The sequence below is a fragment of the Pseudomonas reidholzensis genome (genome assembly GCF_900536025.1).
Lineage (GTDB): Bacteria > Pseudomonadota > Gammaproteobacteria > Pseudomonadales > Pseudomonadaceae > Aquipseudomonas > Aquipseudomonas reidholzensis.
Genome location: NZ_UNOZ01000006.1, coordinates 12,325 through 27,608 on the forward strand (window position 1 = coordinate 12,325; position 15,284 = coordinate 27,608).

The following is a 15,284-nucleotide window of genomic DNA, read 5'->3' on the forward strand; positions in this document are numbered from 1 at the left end:
TGGCCGCATGAGTGCTCCCCTTGCACGCCTGGAGCGCAAGCTCGGCTACACCTTCAAGGACCAGGACCAGATGGTCCTGGCCCTGACCCATCGCAGCTACGCCGGGCGCAATAACGAGCGCCTGGAGTTTCTTGGCGACGCCATCCTCAACTTCGTCGCCGGCGAAGCGCTGTTCGAGCGCTTTCCGCAGGCTCGCGAAGGCCAGCTGTCGCGCCTGCGCGCGCGGCTGGTGAAGGGTGAGACCCTGGCACGCCTGGCGCGTGGCTTCGACCTGGGCGAATACCTGCGCCTGGGCTCGGGCGAACTCAAGAGCGGTGGTTTTCGCCGTGAGTCGATCCTCGCTGACGCCCTTGAAGCCCTGATCGGCGCCATTTATCTGGATGCCGACATGCAGACCGCGCGTGAGCGCATCCTGGCCTGGCTGACCGACGAGTTCGCCAGCCTGACGCTGGTCGACACCAACAAAGACCCCAAGACCCGCCTGCAGGAGTTTCTGCAGTCGCGTGGTTGTGAGTTGCCGCGTTACGAAGTGGTGGACATCCAGGGCGAACCTCACTGCCGTGCCTTCTTCGTCGAATGCGAAGTGGTACTGCTGAACAACAAGAGCCGTGGCCAAGGCGTGAGCCGGCGTATTGCCGAGCAAGTCGCCGCCGCTGCTGCACTGATCGCCCTGGGCGTGGAGAATGGCAATGACTGAGAACACCCCAACCCGTTGCGGCTACGTGGCCATCGTCGGCCGCCCCAACGTGGGCAAGTCGACCTTGCTCAACCACATCCTCGGGCAGAAGCTGGCGATCACCTCGCGCAAGCCGCAGACCACCCGCCACAACATGCTCGGGATCAAGACCGAAGGTGCCGTGCAAGCGATCTACGTCGACACCCCGGGCATGCACAAGGCCAACGACAAGGCGCTCAACCGCTACATGAACCGCACCGCTTCGGCCGCCCTCAAGGACGTCGACGTGGTGATCTTCGTGGTTGACCGCACCCGCTGGACCGAAGAGGACCAACTGGTCCTGGAACGCGTCCAGTACGTCACCGGCCCGTTGATCGTGGCGGTCAACAAGACCGACCGGATGGACGAGAAGGGCGACCTGATCCCGCACCTGAAATGGCTGCAGGAACAACTGCCAAACGCCGAGATCGTGCCGATCTCCGCGCAGCAGGGGCACAACCTCGAAGCGCTCGAAGGGCAGATCGCCAAGTACCTGCCGGAAAACGAGCACTTCTTCCCGGAAGACCAGATCACCGACCGCAGCAGCCGCTTCCTGGCCGCCGAGCTGGTCCGCGAGAAGATCATGCGCCAGCTCGGTGCCGAGCTGCCGTACCAGATCACCGTCGAGATCGAAGAGTTCAAGCAGCAGGGCCATGTGCTGCATATCCATGCGCTGATCCTGGTCGAACGTGACGGCCAGAAGAAGATCATCATTGGCGACAAGGGCGAGCGCATCAAGCGCATCGGCTCCGACGCGCGCAAGGACATGGAAACCCTGTTCGACGCCAAGGTCATGCTCAACCTCTGGGTCAAGGTCAAAGGCGGCTGGTCCGACGATGAACGCGCCCTGCGTTCGCTGGGCTACGGCGACCTGTAACCCCCCGACGGCCCGGATCTCTCCGGGCCGTTCAGCATCCAGGCCATCCCCATGCAACAACCCTCAGCTCAACCGGCGTACGTGCTGCACAGCCGTGCCTACCGGGAGACCAGCGCGCTGGTGGATTTCTTCACCCCGCAAGGCCTGTTTCGTGCGGTGCTGCGCCGTGCCCGCGGCAAGGGCGGTAGCCTGGTGCGTTCGTTCGTGCCGCTTGAAGTCGAGCTGCGCGGGCGTGGCGAGCTGAAGAACGTCAACCGTCTGGACAGCGCCGGTATTGCCGCCTGGCTGCATGGTGACGCGCTGTTCAGCGGGCTCTACCTCAACGAACTGCTGATGCGTCTGTTGCCGGCCGAGGCGCCGTACCCGCTGCTGTTCGAGCATTACGCCCTGACCTTGCAGGCCTTGGGCGAGGGGCGCCCGCTGGAGCCGTTGCTGCGCGCCTTCGAGTGGCGCCTGCTGGACGAGCTGGGCTATGCCTTTGCCCTGGACCGCGATATCCACCAGCAACCGGTGGTCGCCGACGGCCTCTACCGCCTGCAGGTGGATGCTGGCCTGGAGCGGGTCGAGCTGGTGCAGCCGGGCCTGTTCAAGGGTGACCAGCTGCTGGCCCTGGCCGAGGCCGACTGGGATGCGCCTGGCGCGTTGCTGGCGGCCAAGCGCCTGATGCGCCAGGCGCTGGCCGTGCACCTGGGGCCAAAACCGCTGGTCAGTCGCGAACTGTTTCGCAAGCGCTGAGCACGACGTATGCTGTGTGGCTAAACCTTCAGGAGAGCCTTTCGTGACTCACAGCAACCGCATGCTTCTCGGCGTCAACATCGACCACGTGGCGACCCTGCGCCAGGCCCGCGGCACCCGCTACCCGGACCCGGTCAAGGCTGCGCTGGACGCCGAAGAAGCCGGTGCCGACGGCATCACCGTGCACCTGCGCGAAGACCGCCGGCATATCCAGGAGCGCGATGTACTGCTGCTCAAGGACGTGCTGCAGACCCGCATGAACTTCGAGATGGGCGTCACTGAAGAGATGATGCTGTTCGCCGAGCGGATCCGCCCGGCGCACATCTGCCTGGTGCCGGAAACCCGCCAGGAGCTGACCACCGAAGGCGGCCTGGACGTCGCCGGCCAAGAGGCGCGGATCAAGGCAGCGGTCGAGCGCCTGGCGCGCACCGGTGCTGAAGTCTCGCTGTTCATCGACGCCGACGAGCGCCAGATCGAAGCCTCGCGCCGGGTCGGTGCCCCGGCGATCGAGCTGCACACCGGTCGTTACGCCGATGCCCAGACCCCGACCGAGGTGGCCGAGGAGCTCAAGCGCATCGTCGATGGCGTGGCCTTTGGCGTTGGCCAGGGCCTGATCGTCAATGCCGGCCATGGCCTGCATTACCACAACGTCGAGGCCGTGGCGGCGATCAAGGGCATCAACGAGCTGAACATCGGCCATGCGCTGGTGGCGCACGCGCTGTTTGTCGGCTTCAAGGCCGCCGTCGCCGAGATGAAAGCCCTGATCCTCCAGGCATCGCGTTAATAGCCTGGCAGGTGCTGGGGCTGCAACGCTGCCCCAGCAGCTCTTCTAGCCAGCCTTGAACATCAAGGTAAACCGCGTAGGCCCCGCAAGCCGGCTACTCACCTCGACCTTGCCGCCATGCAGCTGCATGATCGACTGCACGATCGCCAGCCCCAGCCCCGTTCCGCCTTCCAGCCGCGAACGCCCGCACCCGACCCGGTAGAACCGCTCGAACAGCCGCGGCAGGTGCACCTCGGCAATCCCCGGGCCGTGGTTCTCCACCCAGACCCAGGCCTGCTCACCCTGGCGGCCAACCCCCACCGTCACCGTCTGTCCTTCAGGGCTGTGGCGAATGGCATTGCTCAACAGGTTGGACAGCGCCCGCTGCACCATCAACCGATCCCCCAGGGCCGTGCCCCAACCCTGCAGCTTCAGCTCGATGTCCTTGAGCTCGGCGCTGAAGGCAAACAGCTCGCCGACCCGCTGCACCTCGTCGGCCAGCGCCAATGGCGTGAGCTGTACCTGGGCCTGCGGCTGGCCGACCTGGGCGAGAAACAGCATGTCGTTGATGATCCGGTTGAGCCGGGTCAGTTCTTCGATGCTGTCTTCCAGCACCTCGCGGTAGTTGCCGCTGTCGCGCTCGCGGGCCAGGGTCACCTGGGCCTTGCCCATCAGGTTGCTCAGCGGCGTGCGCAGCTCGTGCGCAAGGTCGTCGGAAAACTGCGAAAGCTGTTGCACACCCTGGTCGAGCCGATCGAGCATCACGTTGATGGCCTTGGCCAGCTCGCCCAGCTCTTGTGGCAGGCCACTGTCGGGCAGGCGGTGGCTGAGGTCCTGGGCTGAAACCTGGCCGGCCACCCGGCGAAAATGGCGCAAGGGTTTCAGGCTGCGTTGCACCAGCTTCCAGGCGCCGATGCCGATCAGGATCAACAGCAAGGGCAGGGCGATCAGGGTCGAGTGCAGGTAGGCCTGGAGCAGCGCGTTGTCGTCGTCGCGGTTGAGCGACAGCAATACCCGCACCGGCGTGTCATCGCGCAGGCGCATCAGCTGGGAGGCGGTGAGGATCTGCTTGCCCGTGTTGTCCTGCCACTCTGCAAAGCTCAGCTGCGCACCGCTCGGCAGCGCACGCAAGGCGTCCGCTTGCAGGGCCGGGCCGAGGCTCAGCAGCGGCGGATGACGGCCGTTCAGGGCGAGAATGTTCAGGCTGAGGTTATCGTGCCCCATGACCAGGTCGAGCAGTGGATGCGCGCGCGCGGCCAGGTCGTCGCTGCGCAGGTCGACGCGCAGGTTGTGCTCGACCTGCAGCAGCTTGCGGGCGAGGTCCTTGCGCGCACGGCTGTCGAGCTCGTGGTCGAGCGCCAACACCGCCAGGCAGGCCAGCAGCAGTACCAGCAGCGCGCCCATCAGGGTCACGCTCAGGCCGAGGCGCAACGACAGGCTGGCGGTCTTCAATGGCGCGCCTCGAGCACATAGCCGACGCCGCGCAGGGTATGGATCAGCTTGTCTTCGAAGGGGTCGTCGATCTTTGCCCGCAGACGCCGGATGGAAACCTCGACGACATTGGTGTCACAGTCGAAATTCATGTCCCAGACCAGCGAGATGATCTGCGTGCGCGAGAGCACCTCACCGCTCTGGCGCATCAGCAGGTGCAGCAGCGAGAACTCCTTGGCGGTCAGGTCGATGCGCTTGGCGCCGCGCCAGGCCCGATGCCGGCCGGGGTCGAGTTCGAGGTCGGCGACCCGCAGGGTGGTGGGTTGCAGCGGCTGCTCGTTGCGCCGCAGCAGGCTGCGGATGCGCGCCAGCAGCTCGGGGAATTCGAACGGCTTGAGCAGGTAGTCATCGGCACCCAGGTCGAGGCCCTTGACCCGGTCCGCCAGGCGACCGTGGGCGGTGAGCATCATGATCCGCGTGGCGGATTCGGCGCGCAGCCGCTGGAGCACGCTCCAGCCGTCCAGTTCGGGCAGATTGACGTCGAGGATCACCAGGTCGTAGGCCTGCTGACGGGCCAGGTGCAGGCCATCGATGCCGGTGTGGGCGCAGTCGACCACGTAACCGTTCTCGCGCAGCCCTTGCTGCAGGTAATCGGCGGTGCGCAGTTCGTCCTCGATGATCAGTAGACGCATGGTGGGGCTCGGTTGAATGAAAGGCGGCGATTCTCGGCCCTGTAGCAGGGTCAGGGTCAAGCGCCGCGATGTTACGCCATGCAACCGCCGTAGCGCGCTGGATAACAGATTTGTAATCACCCGGCCATTTGCCTGACAGCCGCGGCCCAGCTTGCAGGACTGTAATGTCCGCCTCACCTTGGCGTTAGCTGCCGCCCTCCAAGATGGCTTCATCTGAACCATTTGATGAGGTAACCACGATGAACCTGACTCGGTATGTGCTGTTGGCGGTGCTTGCGTTGGGCAGCTCCAGTGCGCTGGCAGAAGGCGGCGCAGAGCGCTCGCGGCAGTTCTGGGAGGCCTTCCGCGAGGACCAGCAACGGCTGCATGGGCAGGCGGACCAGGCGCTGGCGGAACGTCAGCGTAAAGCCCAGGAAGACACCGAAAAGCTGGCCAAGGACTGACTTCAGCGCCGCCTTTGCGTGCTCCCGCAGGACGGTCTGTTCGGCGCTCCAGGTGGGCGCCTTTTTTATGCGTGCCCGGCGCAATGCCCGGTGCAACCCTGCACGTGGCGGAAAAGCTGCCCGCTGCCGGGCCTCCTGTCGCTGCCTTAGCGTGGTCGGACCAAGCCTTCTCAGGGCTTGAGTTCAGGAGACACGACCATGAGTACACACACGGCTGATTACGATCAGTTGCAGGCAGATGCGGCAAAGGTCCCGGCCAAGCTGATCCAGGCCATGGCCGAGCGTGATGGTGAGGACGAAGGCGGGCTGACCCTCAGCCGCGAGCACATCATCACCCTCAATCGGTATGTCAATTTCGTCTTCGGCCTGCCGTCGACCCCCGACAACCTGCAACGTTGGTTGGGCTACACGCAGATCGACGAGCCCGAGCTGACCCCGGCCGGCATGACCACGCTGTTCAATGCGTTGCGCGGCCATGCGCGCAGCTGGGGCCCGCTGTCCGACAGCAACAAGAAGCTCGCCAGCGAATTGGCCTCCACGGCCGCGTCGATCAACGCGGCCGGTGAAACCATCGTCGACGAGTGCCGGCAGATCCGCGCGTTGGGCTCCGACATCAAGGCGTGGGACAAGGTCGTACTGAGTGCCCCGGTGAAACTGGACCGTGCCGACCAGCGGGCGGTCTCGTCGTTGGTCGATTACATGCAGATCCTCAAGGAAGATGTGCAGAGCTACGGGCTGCGTGTCGCCACCGTGCGCGGCGAAACCGAGGCATTCCGCGACACGGCGCGCTTCAAGCTGATCCCGGCGGTGAAACAGAAGGGCCTGGCGGTCGAGCGCAAGAAGGGTGATGGCGCGGTGGAGCGCCTGCGTGAGCAGCTCAAGGAACTGGATGACGAGATCGCTGCCCTGAGCAAAGAGTATGACCAGTACCTCAAGCAGGCGTTGAGCGGCCTGGCCGCAGGGGCCATCGGCGTGATCATTACCGGCGGCATCTACGGCAGCAAGGCCGAGAAGGTCCGCAAGGAGCGCAAGGGTCGCCAGGCAGAGCGGCGTGCTGTCAGCGAGCAACTGCGGGTGCGGGTCAACCTTGAAGGCCGCATGGAAGAGATGACCACCTTCGTCGACGAGCTCGATACCCGTTTGCAGGACGTGGTGACCGCCGCGTCCCACCTGCAGACCGCCTGGGAAATCGTCGGCTCGTACATCGACAGCTCGATCACACGCCTCGAGAAAATCGACGACAACCGCGAGCTGGCCAGGTTTGTCCTGTATTTCCGGCAATTTCTCGCGCAGTGGAAGCAGATCGAAAAGACCTCCCTGCAACTGACCCGCATCTTCGACGAAGCCGCTTCGGCCCATTAACAGGTGAACGACCATGAACGACAAAATCAGTGTTCTGCATACCCGCGCCAACCCACCTGAGTTGGGCAATGTGCTGGCGGCAACGCGTGGCTTCACCGAAGCCTGGCAGCGCGCCGAGTTGAAGTTTCAGCCGGTGATCCACGAGTCGCTGGAGCGCCACATGAAGCTGTTCATCAATTGCGCCGAGCAACTGGCGCGCAACGCCCAGCGGGTGGTCGCGGAGATCTCCAGCGATCCCCTGCGCGACATCCTCGACGCCCTGGAGGATGGCGACGATGAAGAGATGCTGGCGATTGCTGGCGAAGTCGCCGACACGGTGAAGTCACTGCTGGCTACCCAGGTGGCCCACCTGGGCAAGGAACAGCAGGCGCTGGCCAGCCTGCCAGCGCTGGCCTGGGCCCGCGACGAACAGCGGCTGCTCAAGCAACAGCAGGACCAGGCCAACCTGCACAGCCAGGTAAGCGCCGAGCACGACCGCGAGAAGCACAGCCAGGCGGCGATCGAGCAGGCCATTGCCACCCTCGAGGCCAATGGCTTGCAGACCCGCTTTGGCGGTGTCGTGCCTTCGGCGCAGGACCTGGCCAAGCTGGCCGTACCTGGCGCTGAAGCCGCGGCGGCGGCCGACGCCGTGAACAAGGCGGTGGAGCAGCTGCAAACCCTGCTCGGCGATGTCGTCGAAGGCATGCGCTACGCCCAGTTGCAGCAGGAGCGGCGTGCGGCCCGCGAGCGGGTGGCGAACCTGGCGCGGCAAGTGCGCGAGCTCGATCAGCGCCAGCTGGTGCTGAGCGCACAGCTGGCGGCGCTGCAAACGGTGCCGCGCCTGCATGAGCAACGCACCGAGTGGGACGCCGGCATCAATGTCGTGCGCCAGGCCCTGGCCAACTTCGCGCCGCGAGTAGGCACTGCCGCCCCGAGCAACGTTGCCCAGCTGCAGGCCCTGGACGACACCTTCAAGCAACTGCTGGCCTATCAGCGACAACTGCTCGAGCAGCATCGTCGCGGGCTGTAACGCCCCGCTTCGACCGCGCTCATCGGGCGCGGTCGCTTGCACCCTTTTCAAGTGGATGAGAGCTGAACGATGAATCCGCGAGCGTTGAGTTTCCAAGAGCAACAACTAAAGGCGATTGTCCTGCCGGGTGCCTTGATCGGCGCCATGGACGATCGTAACGGGGAGGGCCAGGCGGGCCTGATCCTGACTGTCGAATCGCGCCAGACGATCAACGACTACAGCCTGCGCATGCTCGACCTGCCAGCCGATCACCTGCAGACCACCCGCTGGCTGGGCTATACCCACATTACCGAGCCGGAATTGACGCCTGACCGGATGCTCGCGCTGTTCAAGCGGCTGCGCGCGCATGGGCAGGCCTGGAGCCAGCTGGATCGCACGGCCCGGGCGGTCACCCTGCAGCTCGATGCGCATGCCGGGCAGGTCGAGGCGTGCGGGGCCCAGGTCGTGCAACTGGTCGCGCGCACCCGGGCGCTGGGGGCCCACCGGCCTTCGTGGGACAGCCTGCGTGACGCACCCGATGTGCCGCTCGATGAACATGACCGCCGGTTGGTCGGTTCGATGGCTGGGCAACTGATCCAGTTGCACGGGCTGATCGACGATTTCGACCTGCAGCTCGATGGCGTGCGCATGGGCTTCGAGCGTTTTCGCGACGAGGCACGCTTCAAGCTGCGGCCCGAAGTGCTGGAGAAATGCCGAGCGGCAGAGCGCTTCGCGCAGGCGCCGGATGGCGAAAACCTGGCCTGGGAGCTGGCCAGCCTGGATGAGGACATCCGCGCGGTCCGCGGTGACTACGAACGTTACTCCCGGCAGTCCTCGATCGGCTGGGCCGGCGGGCCCTTCGGCGCGTTGGTCAGCAGCTCGATCTACGGCCCCAAAGCCAAGGCGGCGCGTGCCGAACTGCAGCGCCTCGAGCAACGGCGCAGCGAAGTCAGCCGCAGGCTATCGGAGTTTCGTCGGGTGGAAGGGCGCGTGCAGGAGGTGAACTCCAACATGGGCCAGCTGGAGTTCGACCTGTGGGACGTGGTGCTCGCCGCCGGCCACCTGCACACGGCCTGGCAAACCATCGAGGCTTACCTGGAAAGCGCAGCAGGCCATCTGGGCAAGATGAACACCCGCCAGCAACTGGCGGTGTTCATCTACTACTTCAGGCAGTTTCTCGCCCAGTGGGCGGGGATACGCGAACACGGCCTGGAGATGGCGAAGGTGTTCAACTAGCGCGGTTATTTGCGCGCCAGGATCGTCGCCCGGCGCGGGGCGGGCAGGCCTTCGACGGTCAGGCTGTGGTCATTGGGGTCGAGGAAGTCGCCCAGCGACTGGTAGCGCATCCAGTCGGTGCTGCGTTGCTCCTCGACGCTGGTGACGCTGACGTCGACGCAGCGCACATCGCTGAAGCCGGCCCGGCGCAGCCAGCGCTCCAGGGCCGGCACCGACGGCAGGAACCAGACGTTGCGCATCTGTGCGTAGCGGTCTTCGGGGACCAGCACCTGATGCTCGTCGCCTTCGATCACCAGGGTCTCCAGCACCAGTTCGCCGCCTTTGACCAGGCAGTCCTTGAGCGCCAGCAGGTGCTCGATGGGCGAGCGGCGGTGGTAGAACACGCCCATGGAGAACACCGTGTCGAAGCCTTCGAGGTTGGCCGGCAGTTCTTCCAGGGCGAACGGCAGGTGCCAGGCCGGCAGGTCCGCGAGGTACTTCTGCACCGCCTGGAACTGGCAGAAGAACAACCAGTTGGGATCGACGCCGATGACCATCTCGGCCCCGGCGCCGAGCATCCGCCATTGGTAATAGCCGTTGCCGCAGCCGACATCCAGCACCCGTTTGCCCTTGAGGTCGAGGTGCGGGCTGACCCGTGACCATTTCCAGTCCGAGTGCCATTCGGTGTCGACGTGCACGCCGAACAGGTCGAACGGCCCCTTGCGCCACGGCGACAGCCCCATCAGGGCCTGGCGCAGTTGTGCCTGGGTAGCGTCGTCGCAGGGGCAGTCCAGCTTCAGGCCGGTGACCAGGTCGACTTCGTTCGGTTGCAGGTCCGGCAATGCCTCGAGGGCGCCGCGCCAGCGTTCGAGGTCGCCGTGGCCTTTCTCCAGCTTGCTTTCCAGTTGCGCTTGCAGGCCCTCGGACCACGTGGCCAGAGGGGTGCCCGCCAGGCGGCGGACGAGGGGGGACAGATCGATCATGGCAGGGCTATCAGTGAGGCGAAGTTGAGGCATTGGAACCACGGCACGACCTTCGAGAAACCCGCCGCGTGCAGGCGCTCTTTGTGGGTTTCGAGGGTGTCGGGTTTCATCACGTTTTCGATGGCGCTGCGCTTCTGGGCGATTTCCAGTTCGCTGTAGCCGTTGGCCCGCTTGAAGTCCAGGTGCAGTTCGCTGAGCAGCGCCTGCTCCTGGTCATCGGCGAAGCAGAGTTTTTCCGAGAGGATCAGCGCGCCACCGGGCAGCAGTGTCTGGCGGATCCGCCCGAGCAGTTCGAGGCGCTGGGTGGGCGCGATGAACTGCAGGGTGAAGTTCATCGCCACCACCGAGGCCGGCTCGAACGGCAGGGCGAGGATGTCGGCCTCCAGCACCTGCACCGGCAACAGCTCCTGGAACATCGAGTCTTGCGCGGTGAGGTACTGCCGGCAGCGTTCGACCATCGCCGCCGAGTTGTCCACCGCGATCACCCGGCAGCCGTCACTGCGCACATGGCGGCGTAGCGACTGGGTCACCGCGCCCAGCGAGGCGCCCAGGTCATACAGGGCGGTGTGCGGCTGGGCAAAGCGCGCGGCCAGCACGCCGAGGTTTTCGACAATGGTCGGGTAACCGGGTACCGAGCGCTTGATCATGTCCGGGAACACCCGCACCACGTCCTCGTTGAAGACGAAGTCAGGCACTTGTTCCAGCGGCTGGGCGAAGAGGCGATCGGGTTGTTTGCTCACGGTGGGTCCGGGTGGCTGGCGAGGTAAAGGGCCGGCATTCTAGCCAAACTGCGGCGAGGATGCATGAATGGCTGACCAGCGCTGCGCCTTTACTTTACCCGTATCTCGCAATCGAAGGTCTGCACCGGGCGCACTTCAGGGGCCCAGGGTTGCTGGTAGACCAGGATCAGGTGCCCGTCACCCGCGGCTTTTGCCTGGAAACGCCAGGTCGATACGCCCGCGCTGCCGACCAGCCCGGCTTGCTCGGGCTGGGTGTAGACCTCGGCGCCGAGCGGACGAAGGATGTTCGAGGCGGGGTTTTGCAGCAGCCAGCGGTAACCCGTGGTCGGGTTGCTGGGCAGGCTGAGGGTGATGCTCTGGCCTGGCTGCAGGCGTATCGGGCATTCGTTTTCTGCGCCCAGCTCGACGTTTGGCGCGGGTGTATTGGCGCAGGCGGCGAGCAGGCTGAAGCTCGACGCGGCGAGCAGGCGGATGGCAGTCATGTGGGCTCCGGGAGCAAGCGATGGCTGAGCATACCCGAAGCGCTCATGGGTATGTCCAGCCCTCAGCGCCCTCATCGCGGGCAAGCCCGCTCCTACAGTGTGCAGGAGTGGGCTGGCCTACGATGAGGTCTGAGGCCCTAGAACAGCACCTTCGCCACATCCGTGAAGCGCTTGGCGAAGTGCACCGTCAGGCCTTCACGCAGGTACTCCGGCAACTCTTCGAAATCACCCCGGTTGGCTTCCGGCAGGATCAGCTCGAAGATCTTCTGCCGTTTGGCGGCGATGATCTTTTCGCGCACCCCGCCAATCGGCAAGACCTGGCCCGTCAGGGTCAGTTCGCCGGTCATGGCCACGCCTTTCTTCGGCGCCTGGTCGCGGGCCAGTGACAGCAGCGCGCTGGCCATGGTGATGCCGGCGCTCGGGCCATCCTTGGGCGTCGCCCCTTCAGGCACGTGCAAGTGGATGAACGCCTCGTTGAAGAAGGTCGGCTCACCGCCAAACTGCTTGAGGTTGGAGCTGACGTAGCTGTAGGCGATTTCTGCCGACTCCTTCATCACATCGCCCAGCTTGCCGGTCAGCTTGAAGCCGCGGTTGAGGGTATGGATGCGCGTCGCCTCGATCGGCAGAGTGGCACCGCCCATGCTGGTCCAGGCCAGGCCGGTGATCACGCCTTTGCCGGCCAGCACCTGCTCGCTGCGGAACACCGGCATGCCCAGCGCCGCTTCGAGGTCCTTGGGGCCGATCTTGAGCTTGGCCTGAGGGTCTTCGAGCAGTTTCAGCACCGACTTGCGCACCAGTTTGCCCAGTTGCTTCTCCAGCTGGCGCACCCCGGCTTCACGGGCATAGCCTTCGATCACCGTGCGCAGGGCGCTGTCGCTGATGCTCAGGCTGGTCTTCGCCACGCCGGCTTTTTCCAGCTGCTTGGGCCACAGGTGGCGCTTGGCGATGGCCAGTTTTTCTTCGGTGATGTAGCCCGACAGGCGGATCACTTCCATGCGGTCGAGCAACGGCCCGGGGATCGAGTCGAGGGTGTTGGCGGTGCACACGAACAGCACCTTGGAGAGGTCCAGGCGCAGGTCCAGGTAATGGTCGAGGAAGTCGACGTTCTGCTCCGGGTCGAGCGTCTCGAGCAGGGCAGAGGCCGGGTCACCCTGGTAGCTCTGGCCCATCTTGTCGATCTCGTCGAGCATGATCACCGGGTTCATCACTTCGACGTCCTTCAACGCCTGCACCAGCTTGCCTGGTTGGGCGCCGATGTAGGTCCGCCGGTGGCCTTTGATCTCGGCCTCGTCGCGCATGCCGCCGACACTGAAGCGGTAGAACGGCCGGCCCAGGGACTCGGCGATGGATTTGCCGATGCTGGTCTTGCCGACCCCGGGCGGGCCGACCAGCAGCACGATCGAGCCACTGATCTCGCCTTTCCAGGCGCCGACGGCGAGGAACTCGAGGATCCGTTCCTTGATGTCATCGAGCCCCGCATGGTGCTGGTCGAGCACCTTGCGCGCGTGCTTGAGGTCGAGCTTGTCCTTGCCGTACACGCCCCAGGGCAGGGCGCTGGCCCATTCCAGGTAATTGCGGGTGACGGCGTATTCCGGCGAGCCGGTTTCCAGGATCGCCAGCTTGGCCATCTCTTCGTCGATGCGTTTCTTGGCCGCGGCGGGCAGGGTCTTGCCTTGCAGGCGCTGCTCGAACTGCTCGAGGTCGGCGCTGCGGTCGTCCTTGGTCAGGCCCAGCTCCTGCTGGATGACCTTGAGCTGCTCCTTGAGGAAGAACTCACGCTGGTGCTCGCCGATCTGCCGGTTGACCTCGGCCGAGATCTCGTTCTGCAGGCGCGCGACTTCGACTTCCTTGCGCAGCATCGGCAGGACTTTTTCCATGCGCTTGAGCATCGGCACGCAGTCGAGCACTTCCTGCAGCTGGTTGCCGGTGGCGGAGGTGAGGGCGGCGGCGAAGTCGGTCAGCGGTGACGGGTCGTTGGGGCTGAAGCGGTTGAGGTAGTTTTTCAGCTCTTCGCTGTACAGCGGGTTGAGCGGCAGCAGCTCCTTGATCGCGTTGATCAGGGCCATGCCGTAGGCCTTGACCTCATCGGTCGGCTCGCTCGACTGGCGTGGGTATTCGACTTCGACCAGGTACGGTGGGCGGTGGTGCTTGAGCCAGGTGCGGATGCGCACGCGGGTCAGGCCCTGGGCGACGAACTGCAGCTTGCCGTTCTCGCGGCTGGCATGGTGGACCTTGACCAGGGTGCCGTACTCCGGCAGCGCCGCGGTGTCGAAGTGGCGGTGATCCTCGGGCGGGGTGTCCATGAAGAACAGCGCCAGGTCGTGATGGTCGGTCTTGGCCACCAGGTCGAGGGTTTCGGCCCAGGGCTCTTCATTGACGATCACCGGCAGCACCTGGGCCGGGAAGAACGGGCGGTTGTGGATCGGGATCACGTAGACCTTGTCCGGCAGCTGTTGACCGGGCAGGGCAAGCGAATGGCCTGGGGTGGAGGCCGCTTCGAGGTGTTCGACTTCGCTGTGTTCGTCGGGATGTTCCGGGAGATCCTGCTGGTCGCTCATGGGGCACCTGCGTGAATGGCTATGGTGCTTAGATGGGGCAGGAAGGAGGGGGTTTCAACCCTTTATCAGCGGCAAGGGTGTTGCGCTGCGAGCTTCGAGCTAGGGCGCGTTTCGATTGTGGGCTTATCCGGTTGGTGGGGGGCTGCTGCTGGCCCCTTCCGCCCTTACGGCGGGTCACTTTTTTTCTTGGAAAAAAGTAACCAAAAACCGCTTGCTCCTGCATCCGGCCCTCCGCTGCGCTACGGGTCCCCTCACTCCGGTCTTGCTCCCGTGAGGACCGCGCCGGACGGGCCTTCCTGGCCCGCGGCGCTTGCCGGCCATCCATGGCCGTCACCTCACTCCGCAAGACCTCCGTTCGGCCTCCTGAAGTCGCGGTAGATCAAGATCACAAGCCAGATCAAGTGCCAAGGCAACGGCTGGCGAATCGCTGCGCTCTCGCTGGTTTATAAGGGCGGTACAGCGCGTCAGCGCCATAATGTGCATTGGCAGTCCCGGCCTCTTCGCGGGGCAAGCCCGCTCCCACAGGATCTCCGCCGACCGAAGGAACGACGCTATCCTGTGGGAGCGGGCTTGCCCCGCGAAGAAGCCCGAATATCCACCACAAATGCCACTATCGAAGACAACGCCAGCCCAGGCGCCACCGCTAACTTGGCGACCTCAGGAGGCCGAACGGAGGTCTTGCGGAGCGAGGTGACGGCTATGGATGGCCGGCAAGGGCTGCGGGCCAGGAAGGCCCGTACAGCCCGGTCCTCGCGGGAGCAAGACCGGAGTGAGGGAACCCGCAGCGCAGCAGAGGGCCGTATGTGGGAGCCAGCGGTTTTTGGTTACTTTTTTCCAAGAAAAATCTATGGTCACCCCATTTTTTGCAATACTGATTAACGGATGAAATGGGTGGCTTGCTTAAATCTATCCGGCGTCTATTGGGCTCTAATCCCGCGCCACGATGAGTATTCGCACCTGACGATCCTAAAAAAGTGAGCGGCTTCTGTGAGCCAAATTTTCTTCCAGGATCACCGTCAGGCCGATCGGCCGTTTATTTCATCTGTTGTCAGCTATCGCAAAACCTGGTGGTAAAACACTTGCAAAACGGTGCTGTACTGCGGGGTCAGGCGTTGGTGACGTCTGGCTCCGCTTCATATTGCGTGTGCCGAGTGGTGATTGCCCACGCGATACGTGCGAGTTTGTTGGCCAACGCACAGGCCACCACATTGGAGTGTCGCCGCATTGACAGCGACCTCACCCATTCGGCCAAGGGACCTTTTTGGTGCTCCAGGCGCAGCATGTACACCCGGGCGCATTG

14 protein-coding genes and 1 pseudogene are annotated in these 15,284 nt (G+C 64.6%); 8 read left to right on the forward strand and 7 right to left on the reverse strand.

Features of this window, described 5'->3' with window-relative positions; genetic code table 11:
• The first annotated feature begins 7 nt into the window (after positions 1–7).
• The 4 genes from rnc (at position 8) to pdxJ (ending at position 3,111) form a co-directional block, all read left to right on the forward strand.
• The gene (rnc, locus tag CCOS865_RS05655) at positions 8–697 is read left to right on the forward strand and encodes a ribonuclease III (protein WP_119138716.1); all 690 of its coding nucleotides are present in this window, start codon (positions 8–10) and stop codon (positions 695–697) included.
• On the forward strand, positions 690–1,592 hold the full coding sequence (era, locus tag CCOS865_RS05660; protein ID WP_119138718.1) for a GTPase Era: 903 nt from the start codon (positions 690–692) through the stop codon (positions 1,590–1,592). The genes rnc and era overlap by 8 nt, the downstream gene beginning before the upstream one ends.
• A gap of 51 nt (positions 1,593–1,643) precedes the next feature.
• Positions 1,644–2,327 carry a DNA repair protein RecO gene (recO, locus tag CCOS865_RS05665; RefSeq protein WP_119138720.1) on the forward strand — a complete coding sequence of 228 codons (684 nt, stop codon included), beginning with the start codon at positions 1,644–1,646 and terminating at the stop codon, positions 2,325–2,327.
• A gap of 61 nt (positions 2,328–2,388) precedes the next feature.
• Positions 2,389–3,111: a pyridoxine 5'-phosphate synthase gene (pdxJ, locus tag CCOS865_RS05670; protein WP_415842713.1), complete on the forward strand. Its 723-nt coding sequence runs from the start codon at positions 2,389–2,391 to the stop codon at positions 3,109–3,111.
• 45 nt (positions 3,112–3,156) lie between these two features.
• Here pdxJ and CCOS865_RS05675 read toward each other — a convergent pair whose 3' ends face one another.
• Both CCOS865_RS05675 and CCOS865_RS05680 read right to left on the reverse strand, forming a co-directional pair.
• The gene (locus tag CCOS865_RS05675) at positions 3,157–4,542 is read right to left on the reverse strand and encodes a heavy metal sensor histidine kinase (RefSeq protein ID WP_119138724.1); all 1,386 of its coding nucleotides are present in this window, start codon (positions 4,540–4,542) and stop codon (positions 3,157–3,159) included.
• Complete coding sequence (locus CCOS865_RS05680; protein WP_027594153.1) at positions 4,539–5,213, reverse strand: heavy metal response regulator transcription factor; 675 nt, start codon at positions 5,211–5,213, stop codon at positions 4,539–4,541. The genes CCOS865_RS05675 and CCOS865_RS05680 overlap by 4 nt, the downstream gene beginning before the upstream one ends.
• A 239-nt stretch (positions 5,214–5,452) precedes the next feature.
• Here CCOS865_RS05680 and CCOS865_RS05685 point away from each other — a divergent pair, with 239 nt between their 5' ends.
• The 4 genes from CCOS865_RS05685 to CCOS865_RS05700 all read left to right on the forward strand — a co-directional run bounded on the left by CCOS865_RS05685 (position 5,453) and on the right by CCOS865_RS05700 (position 9,242).
• Positions 5,453–5,656, forward strand: a complete 204-nt coding sequence (locus CCOS865_RS05685; protein WP_119138726.1) for a hypothetical protein — start codon at positions 5,453–5,455, stop codon at positions 5,654–5,656.
• 198 nt (positions 5,657–5,854) lie between these two features.
• A complete protein-coding gene (locus tag CCOS865_RS05690; RefSeq protein ID WP_119138728.1) occupies positions 5,855–7,018 on the forward strand; it encodes an alpha-xenorhabdolysin family binary toxin subunit A in 1,164 nt (387 codons plus the stop codon).
• A gap of 13 nt (positions 7,019–7,031) precedes the next feature.
• On the forward strand, positions 7,032–8,027 hold the full coding sequence (locus CCOS865_RS05695; protein ID WP_119138730.1) for an alpha-xenorhabdolysin family binary toxin subunit B: 996 nt from the start codon (positions 7,032–7,034) through the stop codon (positions 8,025–8,027).
• A gap of 144 nt (positions 8,028–8,171) precedes the next feature.
• The gene (locus tag CCOS865_RS05700) at positions 8,172–9,242 is read left to right on the forward strand and encodes an alpha-xenorhabdolysin family binary toxin subunit A (protein WP_119138731.1); all 1,071 of its coding nucleotides are present in this window, start codon (positions 8,172–8,174) and stop codon (positions 9,240–9,242) included.
• 5 nt (positions 9,243–9,247) lie between these two features.
• Here the strand turns inward: CCOS865_RS05700 and cmoB are convergent, their stop codons facing one another.
• The 5 genes and pseudogenes from cmoB to CCOS865_RS05725 all read right to left on the reverse strand — a co-directional run.
• A complete protein-coding gene (gene cmoB / locus CCOS865_RS05705) occupies positions 9,248–10,204 on the reverse strand; it encodes a tRNA 5-methoxyuridine(34)/uridine 5-oxyacetic acid(34) synthase CmoB (RefSeq protein ID WP_119138733.1) in 957 nt (318 codons plus the stop codon).
• Positions 10,201–10,944 carry a carboxy-S-adenosyl-L-methionine synthase CmoA gene (gene cmoA, locus CCOS865_RS05710; protein WP_119138735.1) on the reverse strand — a complete coding sequence of 248 codons (744 nt, stop codon included), beginning with the start codon at positions 10,942–10,944 and terminating at the stop codon, positions 10,201–10,203. The genes cmoB and cmoA overlap by 4 nt, the downstream gene beginning before the upstream one ends.
• Positions 10,945–11,033: 89 nt before the next feature.
• Complete coding sequence (locus tag CCOS865_RS05715) at positions 11,034–11,426, reverse strand: protease inhibitor I42 family protein (protein ID WP_119138737.1); 393 nt, start codon at positions 11,424–11,426, stop codon at positions 11,034–11,036.
• Between the two features lie 137 nt (positions 11,427–11,563).
• A complete protein-coding gene (gene lon, locus CCOS865_RS05720; protein ID WP_119138739.1) occupies positions 11,564–13,984 on the reverse strand; it encodes an endopeptidase La in 2,421 nt (806 codons plus the stop codon).
• A gap of 1,105 nt (positions 13,985–15,089) precedes the next feature.
• A pseudogene (locus CCOS865_RS05725) lies at positions 15,090–15,284 on the reverse strand (IS110 family transposase); the annotation flags it as partial.